Origin of the sequence: Inquilinus sp. (assembly GCF_039594555.1) — a bacterium.
GTDB lineage: Bacteria > Pseudomonadota > Alphaproteobacteria > DSM-16000 > Inquilinaceae > Inquilinus.
The window spans coordinates 1-14,181 of the sequence record NZ_JBCNNF010000169.1; the positions used below are offsets into that span (position 1 = coordinate 1).

Below are 14,181 nucleotides of genomic sequence, written 5' to 3' on the forward strand. Positions count from 1 at the left end.
GCCCTCGGTCAGGGGCGCGAACCAGCGCTCCAGCGGCAGCAGCCCGTCCGGCAGCGGCCGGCCGCGCGGCGCGTGCAGCCGGGTCGCGGCGGCGCACAGGATGCGGCAGGCCTCGTCGTCCTGCCCGTGCCGCGACATGGCGACCAGCGAGAGCGGGCCGGTGGCGCGCTCCAGCAGCAGCGTGTCGCCGTGCTGGGCCAGCACCATCGCCGCCCCCTCCCCGGTCCAGTGCTGCATCAGCAGGCAGCCCAGCTTCTCGTCCTCGTTCACCGGCTGCTTGATCATCGCCGGCAGGTCGCCGGCCCGCACCGCCAGCAGCCGGCTGCCATGGGTGACGATCGGCGCGCCGTCCGGCACCAGGTCCCAGCGCGCCAGATCTTCCTCGAACATCCTCAAATCCTCGGTCGTCGGTGTCATGGGGATGGCGGAGCCAATCTCAACTTTTACTGTCATTGCCGGGCTTGACCCGGCAATCCAGGGGCCACTGAGAGCGGCTCTTGAAAGCCCCTGGATCCTCGGGTCAAGCCCGAGGATGACAATAAACATGCTTCTGCTGCCATTTTTCGGACAGCAGTGGGCTGGGGCCGGCTCACGCCGGCCCCTCGATCTCGTCGAGATCGATGCCATGGGTGTCGAACCACCATTCCGGCGGCTTGTCCGGATGGCGAGGCTGCAGCCGGGCGTAGCGGTCGCGCAGCCGCCGCTGCCGCGCCACCTCCGCCCGGAAGAAGGGATGGTCGAGCGAGCCGCCCAGCGCCCACAGCCGGCGCAGCAGCTTGCGCAGCACATAGCCCTGCTGCTTGCCGCCGGGGCGATAGCCGTCGGCGATGATCCGCCCGATCGCGTCGGCCAGGCTGTCCACCGGCGTCATCGGCGGCGTGCCGTTGACCAGCGCGTCCAGCCGGTCGAGGCCGAATCCGGCATCGATGCAGGTGCCGAGCGGGTTGACGATGTTCCCGATCTCGACCCCGTCCCGGTAGAACTCGGTGCAATAGCCGGTGATGCTGCCGTCGCTCCAGGTGCAGTCCGGGTCCGCCTGGATGGGCACCCGGCCGCGGTACAGCGGCGCCCATTCCGCCATCCGGTCGGGATGGATGGTGACGTGATGCGGCGGCGCCCCGATCTCCGCCAGGAAATCGAGCCAAAAATCGATCGCCTGCCCGACATCCATCTGCCGGAACGAGAACAGGCCGAGCATGTCGAAGCGGAGCAGATGCGTGCCGTCGCCGATCTCGTCGAGATCGCCCAGGCGCAGGCAGGACTGGAGATTGGCGAAGGTGGCTGTGTAGGCCGAGTCGGTGAACAGCGGCTTGAACTGCTGCATGCCCGCCGTACAGAACAGCGTCGTGCTGTCGAAGGGCCGAACCGAAGGGTTCGCGTCGAAACCGATCCCCCTGTTCTCGCAGAACAGGCGGAACCGGTGAGTCAGGCGTCCCGCGGGGACATAGGCAACCTCCTGTTGAATCCGGACCGCCGGAAGGACGGCCCATTCGCTATCTAACCACGGGCCGAGCGCTTCTCAAGCCCCCTGGCGGCGGCCTCGCCTCGTCGCCATCTCCGGCGGAACGAAAGGGAGGACACATGGGCTCCTCGATCCGCTTCACCGGCACCGGGCCGGGCGCGCGCACCCAGGATGGCTGCTCCGTCGAGCTGTATCGGCGCCTGCCGGCCGATGGCGAGGCGGAGACCGTCGCCGCCGTGGTTCCGGCCGGCGGCACGGTCCTGGAGCTCGGCTCGGGGCCGGGCCGGGTCACCCATGCCCTGATCGCCCTGGGTTACGCTGTGACTGCGGTCGACAACTCGGCGGAGATGCTGGCCCATATCCGGGGCGCGGAGACGATGCTGGCCGATATCGAGGATCTCGACCTCGGCCGGACCTTCGACGCGGTGCTGCTGGCCAGCACGCTGATCAACTTCCCCGAGGCGCGCACGCGCGCCGCGCTGCTGGCTGCCTGCCGGCGGCATGTCGCGCCCGGCGGCGCGGTGCTGATCGAACGCCGCAACCCCGCGACCTTCTTCGCCCTGCAGCCCGGGCCGGCGGGAGAGGAGGCCGGCATTCGCCACATCATCGACTCGGTGCGGCATGAAGGCCGCCTGTCCCACATCACCCTGCGGTCCGAGGCCGCCGACGCAGCCTGGACCCAAAGCTACACCTGCGAGCTGATCGACGACGCGCAGCTGGCGGAGGCGCTGGCCGACGCCGGGCTTCGGCTGGATCGCTGGCTGGACCCGCCGCGGCGCTGGTCACTTGCCGTCCTGGCCTGACGCGGTTCAGGCCGGCTGCGCCGCCGCCTGCCGCGCCTCGTAGCCGCGGCGCCACAGCATGAAGACATGGACGCTGACCAGCGTCACCAGCGCCAGCAGGCTGAAGAACAGCGCCAGCGGCAGCCACTGGCCGGCGTATCTCTGCGCGATCACCGCCCCCAGCAGCGGCGCGCCGCCGGCCGAGACGGTGACGCCGAGCTGGTAGCCCATCGAGATGCAGGAATAGCGCAGCCGGGCCGGGAAGGCGGTCGCCAGGAACCCCGCCATCACCGCATAGACGCCGGACAAGGTGACGATGGCCAGCGAGATGCCGAGCACGATCGCCAGCGGCTGGCCAGTGCCGACCAGCAGGAACATCGGATAGGGCGACAGGATCGCCAGGAACGCCGCGAGCTTGAGGAACCGCACCTCGCCGATGCGCTCGGCCAGCATGGCGGAGACCGGCTGCGACAGGAACTGGATCACCGTGACCCAGAGCAGGCAGTCGAGGATCATCTGCTCCGGGATACCGACATATTTGGTCGTGTACGAGATCATGAACACGTTGGTGAAGAAGAAGCCGCCGGTGCCCAGCACCGACACGCCGGCCGCGAGCAGGATCGGGTACCAGGCGGTGCGCAGCGCCTCGACCACCGGCATCCGGGCCCGCTCCCCCTGCTTCACCACCGCCTCGAAGGCCGGGGTCTCCTTGACGCTGGCGCGGATGGCGAAGCCGACGCCCAGCAGCACCACACCGGCCAGGAACGGCACGCGCCAGCCCCAGGCCATGAAATCGGCCGGGTCCAGCAGCTTCATGGCCCGGAACATCAAGAGGGCCAGCAGCAGCCCGGCCGGGCTGCCGAGTTGGGCGAAGGAGGCGAAGAAGGTGACCCGCTTCGGCGGCGCATGCTCGCCCGCCATCAGCACCGCGCCGCCCCATTCGCCCGAGGTGGCGAGGCCCTGCAGGATGCGCAGCACGATCAGCAGGACCGGCGCCCAGAGGCCGATCTGGGCATAGGTCGGCAGGCAGCCGATGGCGATGGTGGCGAAGCCCATCAGCAGCATGGTGAAGACCAACAGCTTCTTGCGGCCCAGCCGGTCGCCGAGATGGCCGAAGACGATGCCGCCGATCGGCCGGGCGATGAAGCCGACCGCGAAGGTGCCGAAGGCCGCCAGCGTGCTGACGAAGGGATCGTCGCTGGGGAAGAACAGCGGCCCCAGCGCCAGCGGCACGGCCAGGCCGTAGACGTAGAAATCATAGAACTCGACCGCGGTGCCGATGAAGGCGGCGGCCGCGGCGCGCACCGGCTGGCGGGCCGGACCAGGGTTGGGGGAAGTACCGCTCAATCGGGCCTCGTCGCGGCTGAGGTGGGGAGAAGGGCTAGAGCAGCGATCCCTGCTCGGGCTTCGGGTCAGGCGCGCGGGCGGGCCGGTGCGGCTTGCTGCCGCCGATCACGGCCGGGGCCTCGCCGTCCTGGAAGCGGATCGACACGGCCCGGCCGGGCGTCGCCTCCTGCGCCGATCCCAGCGCATGGCCGGTGGCCGGGTCCAGCACCAGGGCGTAGCCGCGGCGCAGCACGTCGACATAGGAGTAGCTCTCCAGCAGCCGGCCCGCCGCCGCCAGCCGCGCGGTGCGGTCGGCCAAGGCGCGCTGCACCGGCTCGGGCCGGAAGCGGCCGGACAGGGTGTGGAAGCGCTCGGCCGGGCGGTGGGTCAGGCGGCTGCCGCAGGCAACGAGGCGATCGCCGAGCTGAGCCAGGTGCCGCGCCGTTTCCGCCACCTGGCGGCGCGGATGCGGCAGCCGAGCGCCGAGCTCGGCCAGCCGCGCCCGCCGGCGCTCGACGATGCCCAGCGCGGCGCGGTCCAGCCGCTCGCCGCGGTCGTCCAGCCGCTGCATCGCCGTCTCGATCAGCCGGGCCGGGTCGCCCAGGCCGCGGCGCAGCGCGTCCAGCCGGGTGCGATGCTCGCCGAACAGGCGGGCGGTGCCGGATTCGAGGCGGCGGGCGCAGTCCAGCACGCGGCCCAGCAGCTCGGCCCGCACCGGCACCGCCATCTCTGCCGCCGCGGTCGGGGTCGGGGCGCGGCGGTCGGAGGCGAAGTCGATCAGCGTCGTGTCGGTCTCGTGCCCGACGGCGGAGATCAGCGGGATGGCGCTGGCCGCGGCCGCGCGCACCACGATCTCCTCGTTGAACGGCATCAGATCTTCCAGGCTGCCGCCGCCGCGGGCGACGATCAGCAGGTCCGGCCGCGGCACCGGCCCGCCGGGAGCGATCGCGTTGAAGCCCTCGATCGCCGCCGCCACCTGGCCGGCCGCGCTCTCCCCCTGCACCGCCACCGGCCAGACCAGGACATGGCGCGGGAAGCGGTCGGACAGGCGGTGCAGGATGTCGCGGATCACGGCGCCGGTCGGCGAGGTGACAACGCCGATCACCCGCGGCAGGAAGGGCAGTGCCCGCTTGCGTCCGGCCTCGAACAGCCCTTCGGCGGCGAGGCGGCGGCGGCGCTCCTCCAGCATCTTGAGGATGGCGCCCTCGCCCGCCAGCTCCATCTGCTCGATCACCATCTGGTACTGCGAGCGCGAGCCGTAGATGGTCAGCCGGCCGGTGCAGACGACCTCCATCCCCTGCTCCGGCCGCACCATCAGCCGCGGCACCTGGCCCTTCCAGATCACCGATTCGAGGGTGCAGGCGTCGTCCTTGAGCGTCAGGTAGACATGGCCGGAGCGCGGCACCGTGACCTTGCCGATCTCGGCGCGCACGCGCACCAGGCCGAACTCGCCCTCGATCGTGCGCTTCAGCGCGCCGGTCAGCTCGGCGATGGTGAATTCCGGCAGGTTGGAGCCGGGGCGGCCGGCGGGGGCCGGGGGGGTGTCGTTTTGCTCGGTCATGCTGCGGCCACCATGCTAAACCCCTGCCGTTCGAGCAAGTGAGACGGGTCCTGCGATGCGCATCCTTCTGGTCGGCGGCGGCGGCCGCGAACATGCCCTGGCCTGGGCGATCGCCGCCTCCCCCCTGTGCACCACGCTGTTCTGCGCGCCGGGCAATGCCGGCATCGCCCAGGAGGCGACCTGCGTGCCGGTCGCGGCCGAGGATGTCGACGGGCTGGTGACGTTCGCGCAGGAGAACGCGATCGACTTCGTCGTGGTCGGGCCCGAGGCGCCGCTGGTGGCGGGGCTGGTGGACCGGCTGACCGCGGCCGGGATCAAGGCCTTCGGCCCGACAGCCGCGGCCGCGGCGCTGGAGGGGTCGAAGGGCTTCACCAAGGACCTCTGCGCCAAATACGACATCCCGACCGCGCGCTACCGCCGCTTCACCGACGCGACCGAGGCCAAGGCCTATATCGCCGCCGAGGGCGCGCCGATCGTGGTCAAGGCCGACGGGCTGGCCGCCGGCAAGGGCGTGGTGGTGGCGCAGACGGTGGAGGAGGCCCAAGCCGCGGTCGATGTCATGCTGACCGAGGGCGGCTTCGGCGCCGCCGGCGCCTCGATCGTGGTGGAGGAATGCCTGGTCGGGCCGGAGCTGAGCTTCTTCGCCCTGTGCGACGGCGAGACCGCGCTGCCGCTGGCCACCGCCCGCGACCACAAGCGGGCCTATGACAACGACGAGGGCCCGAACACCGGCGGCATGGGCGCGGTGTCGCCACACCCGCTGGCGACGCCGGAACTCGAGGCCCGGATCATGGCCGAGATCGTGCAGCCGACGCTGCGCGCCATGGAGGCGGAGGGCATGCCTTTCCGCGGCATCCTGTTCGCCGGGCTGATGCTGACCGAGCGCGGGCCGCAGCTGATCGAGCACAATGTCCGCTTCGGCGACCCGGAATGCGAGACGCTGCTGCCGCGGCTGAACTCCGACCTGCTCACCGCCCTGATCGCGGCGGCTGACGGCACGCTGCGCCATTTGACCCTGCGCTGGCGGCCGGAGGCGGCGGTGAGCGTGGTGATGGCGGCGAACGGCTATCCCGGCAGCTACCGGAAGGGCAGCCCGATCCGCGCGCTGGACGAGGCCGGGCAGGTGCCAGGCACCATCGTGTTCCACGCCGGCACCAAGGCCGAGGCCGACGGCACCATCACCGCCCAGGGCGGCCGGGTGCTGGCGGTGACCGCCCTGGGCGCCGATATCGCCGAGGCCCGGTCCCGCGCCTATCAGGCCGTCGGCCGCATCGACTGGCCGGAGGGCTTCTGCCGCCGGGATATCGCGGTGTGACGAGAATGGCCAACGATCTCGCAACCGAAGCCCTGCGCGCGACGGAGCTTCTTGCGGGCAAGACAGTGAAGCTGGTCCGCCGTCACCGCGAAGGAGAGATCCTGATCGAATTCACCGATCAGACCCGCCTCTTCGTCGACAGCAAGACCGCTCTCGAGATTTCGCTCACCGGAACGGACGAACTCGAGTGAGCAGGACATCTGCTTGATTCCCGTTGGGTTCGCCAAGGCGGACCCAACCTACTAGACTGCCCGGATGAGCAAGGCTTTCACCAAAGAGACCGACACCGAGGAGGAGCTGGACGATGCGCCGGCGCCCTTGCCCGCGGGATCGAAGAACTACATCACGCCCGAGGGCTTCCAGCGGCTGCAGGACGAGCTGAAGCAACTCTGGCGCGTAGAGCGGCCGAAGGTGGTCGAGGTGGTGTCCTGGGCCGCCGGCAATGGCGACCGGTCGGAGAATGGCGATTACATCTACGGCAAGAAGCGGCTGCGCGAGATCGACCGCCGGGTGCGGTTCCTGACCAAGCGGCTGGAGATCGCCGAAGTGGTGGACCCGGCGCGCCAGACCAACCGTGACCGGGTGTATTTCGGCGCCACCGTGACCTATGTGGACGGCCAGGACCGCGAGCGCACCGTGCGCATCGTCGGCATCGACGAGACCCGGCCGGAGGAAGGCGAGATCAGCTGGATCTCCCCCCTCGCCCGCGCCCTGATGCGGGCGCAGGAAGGCGACGTGGTCGAGGTCCGCGCCCCGGGCGGAGTCGAGACCGCCGAGGTGATCGAGATCCGCTACGATAAGGGCTGAACCATCAGGCCGCGCTGGCGGTGACCCACAGCGCGGCCAAGGCCTCGATCCCGGCCTGGTCCTCGGCGTCGAAGCGGTCGGGCAGCGGGCTGTCGAGGTCGATCACCCCCAGCACCTTCCCGTCACGCACCAGCGGCACCACCAACTCGGACCGCGAGGCGGCGTCGCAGGCGATGTGGCCGGGGAAGGCGTGCACATCCGGCACAAGCACCACTTCCCGCCGCGCCGCCGCCGTGCCGCAGACGCCGCGGCCGAGCGGGATGCGGATGCAGGCCGGCTTGCCCTGGAACGGCCCGAGCACCAGCTCGTCCCCGCCGCGCAGCAGGTAGAAGCCGGCCCAGTTCAGGTCCGGCAGGCCGTGATAGATCAGGGCCGAGAGGTTCGCGGCGTTGGCGATCGCGTCGGTCTCGCCGTGGAACAGCCCCTCCGCCTGGGAGAGCAGGTCGCGATAGGCCTCGGCCTTCGGCAGAGCGGGATCGGGGCGCGCGGTCTGGAACATCGGATCTTCCTGTCGGTCGACTGCAAGATAGGCATGGGACCGCCCGGCGGAAAGCCTCAGAGGCCGTCGACCATCGCGCGGGCGGCGCGGATCTGCTCCTCGTCGCGCTTGTAGAAGGTCCACTGCCGGATCCGCTTCGGCACCACCAGGCCGGATTGGACCAGGACGCGCATATGCTCGCTCAGCGTCGGCTGGCTGATGCCGAGCTTGTCGGCGATGAACACGCCGCAGACCCCGTCCTCGACCAGGTCGCCATCGGCCTGGGGCGGGAAATGCGCGCGCGGGTCCTTCAGCCAGTCCAGGATCTGCAGGCGGCGCTCATTGGCCAAAGCGCGGAAGAGATTGGCTGGGTACATTTCGGCACTTTGCCAAAGGGCAAACTCCTGTCAAGACTCGGGGCCTCTCAACCCCGCCCGGGAGGCCGTGATGCGCCGCTTCGCCTTCGAGACCGTGGACGTGTTCACCGACCGCCGCTTCGGCGGCAACCAGCTGGCGGTGTTCCCGGATGCGCGCGGCCTGTCCGACGGCGAGATGCAGTCGCTGGCGACCGAGTTCAACCTGAGCGAGACGACCTTCGTGCTGCCGCCGGAGGACCCGGCGCACACGGCGCGGGTGCGGATCTTCAACCGCAGCTACGAGATGCCCTTCGCCGGCCACCCGAATGTCGGCACCGGCTGCGTCCTGGCCCGGCACGGGCTGGACCGCGACGGCGTGCTGCTGTTCGAGGAGCTGTCCGGCCTGGTCGAGGTGCGGGTCGAGCGCGACGCGGCCGGGGCCGTGACCGGCGCCGTGATCGCCGCGCCGCAGCCGCTGACGACGCTGCTGGAGCTGCCGGCCGAGGCGATCGCCGCCTGTGCCGGCATCTCCCCGTCAGACGTGATCACCAAGGCACATCAGCCGGTTCTGGCCTCTGTCGGCATCCCCTTCGTGCTGGCCGAGGTGACGGGCGAGGCGCTGACCCGCGCCACCCCGGACATCGCCGCCTTCCGCCGCACCCAGGCCGAATTCCCGAAGGTGGAGCGCCGGCTGTCGCTGCATCTCTACGCCCGCGACCCGGCGGCGCCGGACATCGCCGCGCCCAATGGGGTTAAGGGGGGCGGCGCCAGGATCCGCGCCCGGATGTTCGCGCCCTTGTCCGGCACCTATGAGGACCCGGCGACCGGCAGCGCCAACGCCACGCTGGGCGCCCTGCTGCTGTCGCTGTCCGGTGCCGAGTCCGGGCAGGCCGAGATCGTCCAGGGCGTGGAGATGGGCCGCCCGAGCCTGCTGCGCGTCGCCGCCCGCCGCGCCGCGGACGGCATCCGCTCCACCGTCGGCGGCGGCTGCGTGCCGGTGCTGAAGGGCGAGGCGGAGGTTTAGGCGCCGGTCAGGCCACGAAGTCGCCACGGACCGGCGAGGTCGGGTCGTCAAGCTCGTCGAGGAACTTCGCCCGGATCTTCGCCAAAGCACCGGGATGCCGTCCTGGCGCGTGAAGATCGAGCGCCCGCGCCACGTGCCGGGCGGTGTCGGCCAGGATGGTGCCCCAGGCGTCTTCCTCTTCCCAACCGCTACCCTCATAGATCCCGAACTTGAGGGCGCAATGCAGCCCTTGCTCGGCAATCCAGACGCGCAGCATCTCGGTCGATTTGGGATCCCGCTTGGCGGCATCCGGAATTCTCAGCTCCTTCATCAATCCCTCCTCATGATGAAACATGCCGTCCCTAAGCGCCGAGCTTCGCGAGGAGGCGGGTCCAGCCCTTCTTGCGGGCGCGGGCGATCAACTCGCCCTTGGTCTGGTCGCCCAGCCCCTCCCCGGTCAGCAGCAGCGCCACGTCCTCGGACTCCGTCGCCAGAACCGCCTTCGGCATCCAGGGCCCCGAGACATCGGGATCGATCCCCGCCCGTAGAAGGAGTCGGGCAATTTCCGCCGAGGCAGCGGTGTGGAGCGCCGTGTAAGGCCCCATCTGGGACTCCTGGATCACCGGATCGACACCCAGGGCGATCAGCCTGCGCACCAAGGCCGCATCCCCGAGCTTGGCGGCGATCACGAGCGCCACGCTTCTATCCTGCCGGGTCCCTCGTTCGGCGGCAGCCCGGCTGAAGAGCAATGAGATCCTGTCGAGACCCGGCCTCGACACGGCCAGATCCGACAAGGCTACAAGAGGGGCCAGCAGCTCGAAGGTCGGATCGCCACGGCGCGAAGTGCGCCCGTTCAAGGGAACTCCGGCCAGGATCAGCTCGCTGGCATAGCCATAGCTCTCGATCTCCAGCGCATCGGCCAGAAAGGTCGCGGCCCTGCCCGACGAGAAGTCGAAGCCGGTCCGCCGCAGCATCGGGATCGTCTCGGGCGTCCCCTTGACCCATTTCGCCGTTGCCGCGGCCCGGTCGACCGCGTCCTCGAGCTCCGTGACCACTGCCGGCATGCCGGCCATCTTGCCGACATAGTCCGTGATCTTCTTGGTCCTGCCGTCGATGGCCAGCGAGACGCTGTAGAAGGGGCTGTCGGTGACCTCCGCGATATATTCGTCCTTCAGCGCGAAGAAATCCGCCCGCTCGAACATCGCGACCAGGGCGGCGACCTCCGCCGGGGCGATCCGGTCCTGGAACCGGCCGCTGACGGCCACCGAGCTGACGCCGTCATAGGTCACCGACCCGTCGCCGGCGATGGCGACCGCATAGGCCGGGCACCAGCCGAAGCAGGCACTGCGCGTCAGCCGGACCTCGACCTTGCTCGCCTCCGACACCTCGGGAAACCGCGCCTGGCACCCCGCGAGGATGCCGCACACCAGGATGGCCACGGCCATCCGACCCCACAATCCGAGCATGACAATGCGTCTCTGAAATCACCCCTCCCCCAGGGGTCGCCCGATCTTGTCAGATCGCCGGGCCGGCGGCCACCCCGCGCCCCTACCGCCGCGCCCTAAAGAAGGCGCGCAGCAGCTCGCCCGCCTCCTCCGCGCCCGGGGCCTGCGTCACCTGGGGGCGGTGGTGGCAGGTCTTCTGCTCGAAGAAGCGCGGGCCGTGCAGCACCGCGCCGCCCTTCGGGTCGGTGGCGGCGAAGACCAGCCGGCGGATGCGGGCGAAGGAGATGGCGCCGGCGCACAAAGCGCAGGGCTCGAGCGTGACGTAGAGGTCGCAATCCGGCAGCCGCGGCCGGCCGCGCAGCCGCCCGGCCTCACGGATCGCCAGCACCTCGGCATGGGCGGTTGGGTCCGCCAGCTCCTCCACCCGGTTGCCGGCCTTCGCCAGCACCTGGCCGGTCGCGGCCTCGACCAGCACCGCGCCGACCGGCACCTCGCCGCGCGCGGCGGCGGCGGCAGCCTCGTCCAGGGCCAGGCGGATATACGGGTCGGCCGGGTCGGGATTGTCGGGAGGAAGGCCAGCCGTCACGGAGCCGATCCAAACTTGTCCCCCCTCCCCTTGCGGGAGGGGGGTAGGGGGAGGGGTATGGCGCCGACCGAAACCGGCTTCGGCGGGCCGAGCCGGGACGATCGCGACGGGGCGGTGGAGGACGGAGCCTGGGGCAAGCGACCCCCTCCCCCTACCCCCCTCCCGCGGGGGGAGGGGGGACTCGAAAAGATTGCGGGTCGGGTTCTGCTTACGCCGATCAAGATCAATCCCATCGTTTCGCGCTAACCCTGGCCGGGCGCTTCGCGCTAGACAAGGGCGATGAGCAAGAGTGACCCCAAGACCACCGTCGGGAAGACGGCGGGCGACCCGGCCGCGACAGGCGCCGCGATGCCCGCCGGGAAACCGAAAGCCACCTTCAAGGATGGCGGCGAGAAGGACGGCGAGCGCGTCGCCAAGGTGTTGGCCCGGGCCGGGATGTGCTCGCGCCGCGAGGCCGAGCGCTGGATCGCCGAGGGCCGCGTGGCGCTGGACGGCAAGGTGCTGGAGACGCCGGCCGTGGTGGTACCGCCCGGATCCGTCCTGACCGTCGACGGCGTGCTGGTGCCGGAGGCCGAGCGCACCCGGCTGTGGCGCTACCACAAGCCGGCCGGGCTGGTCACCACCCGATCGGACCCGCAGGGCCGCCAGACCGTGTTCGACAACCTGCCGGCCGACCTGCCGCGCGTGGTCTCGATCGGGCGGCTGGACCTGAACAGCGAGGGGCTGCTGCTGCTGACCAACGACGGCGAGCTGACGCGACGGCTGGAGCTGCCGTCGACCGGCTGGCCGCGCCGTTATCGCGTGCGGGTGCACGGCACGCCGGACCCGGCGAAGCTGGCCGGGCTGGCCAAGGGCATCACCGTCTCCGGCGTCCATTACGGCCCGATCGAGGCGGCGCTGGACAAGGTGCAGGGCGCCAATGCCTGGCTGACCGTCACCCTGCGCGAGGGCAAGAACCGCGAGGTGCGCAAGGTGATGGAGGCGATCGGCCTGAATGTGAACCGGCTGATCCGCGTGTCCTACGGCCCGTTCCAGCTGGGCATCCTGGAGAAGGGCGAGGCCGAGGAGATCAAGGCCTCGGTGCTGCGCGACCAGCTGGGCCGCTGGCTGCAGGCCCATGAGGAGGAGCGGCCGACCCGCAAGCCCGCGGCCAAGCCGACGACGGCCAAGCCTGCCGGCCCGAAGCCCGCATCGGGACCTGCCGCCCGCCATGCCCCTGCGCCTCGTCGCCGGCCGGCATAGGGGCCGGGCGCTCGCCGCCCCGCCGGACCGCGCCACCCGGCCGACCGGCGAGCGGGTGCGCGAGGCCGTGTTCAACATCCTGGCCCATGCCGGCTACGGCCCGGACGGGGACGACGCCGTCACCGGCGCCGTGGTGCTGGATGCCTTCGCCGGCACCGGGGCGCTGGCCTTCGAGGCGCTGTCGCGCGGCGCCGCCGAAGCCTGGCTGTTCGACAGCTCGGCCGCGGCGCTGGGCTTCGCCCGCAGGAACGCCGAGACGCTGGGCGAGACGGCGCGCGCCCATCTGCTGCGCGCCGATGCGCTGAAGCCGCCGCCGGCGCGGGCGCAGGCGACGCTGCTGTTCCTGGACCCGCCCTACCGCCAGGGGCTGATCGGCCCGGCGATCAAGGCACTAGCCATTGCCGGCTGGCTGGCGCCCGGCTGCCTGGTGGTGGCCGAGACCGCGGCCGACGAGCCGGCGGTGCCCGGCCTGGCCCTGCTGGACGAGCGACGCTACGGCATCGCCCGCATCGGCTTCGGCCGGGTGGCGGAGTAGGCCATGAGCCAGAGGGCCGCCACCGCGCTGATCCGCCATTTCGAACAGGGCAGCGGCACCCTGCGCGACGAGGCGGTGGGCACGGCCTGCGTGTTCGGCTGCCACGCCCGCGACCATATCCGCAACGTCCGCTTCCCCGAGCCCGGGCTGATCCTGGTCGCCAGCGGCGGCAAGGAGTTCCATCTCGACGGCCGCGTGATCGCCGCCCGGGCCGGCGACGCCATCGCCCTGTCGCCGGTCGAGGCGGTCGACGTGGTCAACATCCCGCCGGAGGGCGGGCTGTACCGGTCCGTGCTGATCAGCTTCGCACCGTCGCTGCTGCGCGCCTTCCGGTTATCCTTCCCGCATCTGACCGAGGGCGGAAGGCCGCCGCGGCCCTTCGCCCTGCTCCGCTCCGACCGGCTGGCCGAGGCGGCGGACCATGCGCTGTCGGCCTTCGCCGCCGGGCCGAAGCTGTCGGTCGAGGCCACCCGGCACCGGATGACCGAGCTGCTGATCCTGCTGGCCGAGCACGGCATCGCCTGGCGGCCGGAGGCGGAGGAGCGGGTGTGCGAGCGGCTGCGGCTGCTGATCGCGGCGCAGCCGGCCGCGCCCTGGTCGGCCGCCGAAGCGGCCAAACGGCTGGGCCTGAGCGAGCCGACGCTGCGCCGCCGCCTGCGCGCCGAGGGCACCGGCTTCACCCGGGTGCTGAGCGACACCCGGCTGGACCATGCGCTGACGCTGCTGTACGGCGGCGCCGGCCCGATCGCCCAGGTGGCGCAGGCCTGCGGCTACCGCTCGCCCTCGCGCTTCGCCGGGCTGTTCCGGGCGCGATTCGGGCTGATCCCCTCCGCCACCCGCCCGGTGCCCGGGAATGATCGGATCGGGACAGCCTCCGATCGGAACGGGACGATGCCGGAAACGGCGTCGCCCTAGCGTCTCCTCACCGATCTCGAGGAGACCTTCCATGCGCACCGTATCCGCCACCGCCGGCCTGGCGCTGGCCGTCCTGCTGTCGAGCAGCCCCGGCCATGCCGCCCAGTTCCGCCTGACCAGCCCCGATCTGAAGCCGGGCGGCACGATCGCCGACCGTTTCGTCTTCAACGGTTTCGGCTGCACCGGCGGCAACGTGTCCCCGGCCCTGGCCTGGTCCGGAGCGCCGGCCGGGACGAAGAGCTTCGTCGTCACTGCTTATGATCCGGACGCACCGTCCGGCAGCGGCTGGTGGCATTGGGTGGTGGCCGACATCCCGGCCGGCGTCACGGCGCTGCCGCAGGGCGCGGGCGCAGCGTCGGGACAGGGGC

General features: G+C 71.3%; 18 protein-coding genes. 9 read left to right on the top strand and 9 right to left on the bottom strand.

What is annotated here, in order from left to right; genetic code table 11:
* Positions 1 to 390, bottom strand: a 390-nt coding sequence (locus ABDW35_RS18650; protein ID WP_343715383.1) for an aminoglycoside phosphotransferase family protein, incomplete at its 3' end; no start/stop codon positions are given.
* A gap of 199 nt (positions 391 to 589) precedes the next feature.
* On the bottom strand, positions 590 to 1,465 hold the full coding sequence (locus ABDW35_RS18655; protein WP_343715398.1) for an alanine--tRNA ligase-related protein: 876 nt from the start codon (positions 1,463 to 1,465) through the stop codon (positions 590 to 592).
* 116 nt (positions 1,466 to 1,581) lie between these two features.
* Here ABDW35_RS18655 and ABDW35_RS18660 point away from each other — a divergent pair, with 116 nt between their 5' ends.
* Positions 1,582 to 2,265, top strand: coding sequence for a class I SAM-dependent methyltransferase (locus ABDW35_RS18660; protein WP_343715384.1), 684 nt, complete (start codon positions 1,582 to 1,584; stop codon positions 2,263 to 2,265).
* A gap of 6 nt (positions 2,266 to 2,271) precedes the next feature.
* Here ABDW35_RS18660 and ABDW35_RS18665 read toward each other — a convergent pair whose 3' ends face one another.
* Both ABDW35_RS18665 and xseA read right to left on the bottom strand, forming a co-directional pair.
* Positions 2,272 to 3,591 carry an MFS transporter gene (locus tag ABDW35_RS18665; protein ID WP_343715385.1) on the bottom strand — a complete coding sequence of 440 codons (1,320 nt, stop codon included), beginning with the start codon at positions 3,589 to 3,591 and terminating at the stop codon, positions 2,272 to 2,274.
* A gap of 34 nt (positions 3,592 to 3,625) precedes the next feature.
* Complete coding sequence (gene xseA / locus ABDW35_RS18670; RefSeq protein ID WP_343715386.1) at positions 3,626 to 5,131, bottom strand: exodeoxyribonuclease VII large subunit; 1,506 nt, start codon at positions 5,129 to 5,131, stop codon at positions 3,626 to 3,628.
* 55 nt (positions 5,132 to 5,186) lie between these two features.
* Here xseA and purD point away from each other — a divergent pair, with 55 nt between their 5' ends.
* The 3 genes from purD (at position 5,187) to greB (ending at position 7,253) form a co-directional block, all read left to right on the top strand.
* Positions 5,187 to 6,446, top strand: a complete 1,260-nt coding sequence (purD, locus tag ABDW35_RS18675; protein ID WP_343715387.1) for a phosphoribosylamine--glycine ligase — start codon at positions 5,187 to 5,189, stop codon at positions 6,444 to 6,446.
* A 5-nt stretch (positions 6,447 to 6,451) separates the two neighbouring features.
* Positions 6,452 to 6,637, top strand: coding sequence for a hypothetical protein (locus tag ABDW35_RS18680; protein ID WP_343715388.1), 186 nt, complete (start codon positions 6,452 to 6,454; stop codon positions 6,635 to 6,637).
* 64 nt (positions 6,638 to 6,701) lie between these two features.
* Positions 6,702 to 7,253 carry a transcription elongation factor GreB gene (greB, locus tag ABDW35_RS18685; RefSeq protein ID WP_343715389.1) on the top strand — a complete coding sequence of 184 codons (552 nt, stop codon included), beginning with the start codon at positions 6,702 to 6,704 and terminating at the stop codon, positions 7,251 to 7,253.
* A gap of 4 nt (positions 7,254 to 7,257) precedes the next feature.
* Here greB and ABDW35_RS18690 read toward each other — a convergent pair whose 3' ends face one another.
* Positions 7,258 to 7,752: a GAF domain-containing protein gene (locus ABDW35_RS18690; RefSeq protein WP_343715390.1), complete on the bottom strand. Its 495-nt coding sequence runs from the start codon at positions 7,750 to 7,752 to the stop codon at positions 7,258 to 7,260.
* A gap of 56 nt (positions 7,753 to 7,808) precedes the next feature.
* A complete protein-coding gene (locus tag ABDW35_RS18695; protein WP_343715391.1) occupies positions 7,809 to 8,108 on the bottom strand; it encodes a metalloregulator ArsR/SmtB family transcription factor in 300 nt (99 codons plus the stop codon).
* 70 nt (positions 8,109 to 8,178) lie between these two features.
* On the opposite strand from ABDW35_RS18695, the gene ABDW35_RS18700 reads away from it, so the two are divergent.
* The gene (locus ABDW35_RS18700) at positions 8,179 to 9,111 is read left to right on the top strand and encodes a PhzF family phenazine biosynthesis protein (RefSeq protein WP_343715392.1); all 933 of its coding nucleotides are present in this window, start codon (positions 8,179 to 8,181) and stop codon (positions 9,109 to 9,111) included.
* Positions 9,112 to 9,118: 7 nt separating this feature from the next.
* On the opposite strand, the gene ABDW35_RS18705 is transcribed toward ABDW35_RS18700, so the two are convergent.
* The 3 genes from ABDW35_RS18705 to ABDW35_RS18715 form a co-directional block, all read right to left on the bottom strand.
* The gene (locus ABDW35_RS18705) at positions 9,119 to 9,421 is read right to left on the bottom strand and encodes a DUF5076 domain-containing protein (protein ID WP_343715393.1); all 303 of its coding nucleotides are present in this window, start codon (positions 9,419 to 9,421) and stop codon (positions 9,119 to 9,121) included.
* A gap of 31 nt (positions 9,422 to 9,452) precedes the next feature.
* On the bottom strand, positions 9,453 to 10,535 hold the full coding sequence (locus ABDW35_RS18710) for an ankyrin repeat domain-containing protein (RefSeq protein ID WP_343715394.1): 1,083 nt from the start codon (positions 10,533 to 10,535) through the stop codon (positions 9,453 to 9,455).
* 103 nt (positions 10,536 to 10,638) lie between these two features.
* A complete protein-coding gene (locus ABDW35_RS18715; protein WP_343715399.1) occupies positions 10,639 to 11,073 on the bottom strand; it encodes a nucleoside deaminase in 435 nt (144 codons plus the stop codon).
* 396 nt (positions 11,074 to 11,469) lie between these two features.
* On the opposite strand from ABDW35_RS18715, the gene ABDW35_RS18720 reads away from it, so the two are divergent.
* From ABDW35_RS18720 to ABDW35_RS18735, 4 genes are all read left to right on the top strand, one after another.
* Positions 11,470 to 12,363, top strand: coding sequence for a pseudouridine synthase (locus ABDW35_RS18720; RefSeq protein WP_343715400.1), 894 nt, complete (start codon positions 11,470 to 11,472; stop codon positions 12,361 to 12,363).
* Positions 12,332 to 12,898 carry a 16S rRNA (guanine(966)-N(2))-methyltransferase RsmD gene (rsmD, locus tag ABDW35_RS18725; RefSeq protein WP_343715395.1) on the top strand — a complete coding sequence of 189 codons (567 nt, stop codon included), beginning with the start codon at positions 12,332 to 12,334 and terminating at the stop codon, positions 12,896 to 12,898. The genes ABDW35_RS18720 and rsmD overlap by 32 nt, the downstream gene beginning before the upstream one ends.
* 3 nt (positions 12,899 to 12,901) lie before the next feature.
* Positions 12,902 to 13,813 carry an AraC family transcriptional regulator gene (locus ABDW35_RS18730; protein WP_343715396.1) on the top strand — a complete coding sequence of 304 codons (912 nt, stop codon included), beginning with the start codon at positions 12,902 to 12,904 and terminating at the stop codon, positions 13,811 to 13,813.
* A gap of 31 nt (positions 13,814 to 13,844) precedes the next feature.
* On the top strand, positions 13,845 to 14,181 hold a 337-nt coding region (locus ABDW35_RS18735), incomplete at its 3' end, for a YbhB/YbcL family Raf kinase inhibitor-like protein (RefSeq protein ID WP_343715397.1).

Coding starts and splice junctions, on each gene's coding strand:
- ABDW35_RS18660 (WP_343715384.1), top strand. CDS start 1,582: ATGGGCTCCTCGATCCGCTTCACCGGCACCGGGCCGGGCGCGCGCACC.
- xseA (WP_343715386.1), bottom strand. CDS start 5,131: ATGACCGAGCAAAACGACACCCCCCCGGCCCCCGCCGGCCGCCCCGGC.
- purD (WP_343715387.1), top strand. CDS start 5,187: ATGCGCATCCTTCTGGTCGGCGGCGGCGGCCGCGAACATGCCCTGGCC.
- ABDW35_RS18680 (WP_343715388.1), top strand. CDS start 6,452: ATGGCCAACGATCTCGCAACCGAAGCCCTGCGCGCGACGGAGCTTCTT.
- greB (WP_343715389.1), top strand. CDS start 6,702: ATGAGCAAGGCTTTCACCAAAGAGACCGACACCGAGGAGGAGCTGGAC.
- ABDW35_RS18690 (WP_343715390.1), bottom strand. CDS start 7,752: ATGTTCCAGACCGCGCGCCCCGATCCCGCTCTGCCGAAGGCCGAGGCC.
- ABDW35_RS18695 (WP_343715391.1), bottom strand. CDS start 8,108: ATGTACCCAGCCAATCTCTTCCGCGCTTTGGCCAATGAGCGCCGCCTG.
- ABDW35_RS18700 (WP_343715392.1), top strand. CDS start 8,179: ATGCGCCGCTTCGCCTTCGAGACCGTGGACGTGTTCACCGACCGCCGC.
- ABDW35_RS18705 (WP_343715393.1), bottom strand. CDS start 9,421: ATGAAGGAGCTGAGAATTCCGGATGCCGCCAAGCGGGATCCCAAATCG.
- ABDW35_RS18710 (WP_343715394.1), bottom strand. CDS start 10,535: ATGGCCGTGGCCATCCTGGTGTGCGGCATCCTCGCGGGGTGCCAGGCG.
- ABDW35_RS18720 (WP_343715400.1), top strand. CDS start 11,470: ATGCCCGCCGGGAAACCGAAAGCCACCTTCAAGGATGGCGGCGAGAAG.
- rsmD (WP_343715395.1), top strand. CDS start 12,332: ATGCCCCTGCGCCTCGTCGCCGGCCGGCATAGGGGCCGGGCGCTCGCC.
- ABDW35_RS18730 (WP_343715396.1), top strand. CDS start 12,902: ATGAGCCAGAGGGCCGCCACCGCGCTGATCCGCCATTTCGAACAGGGC.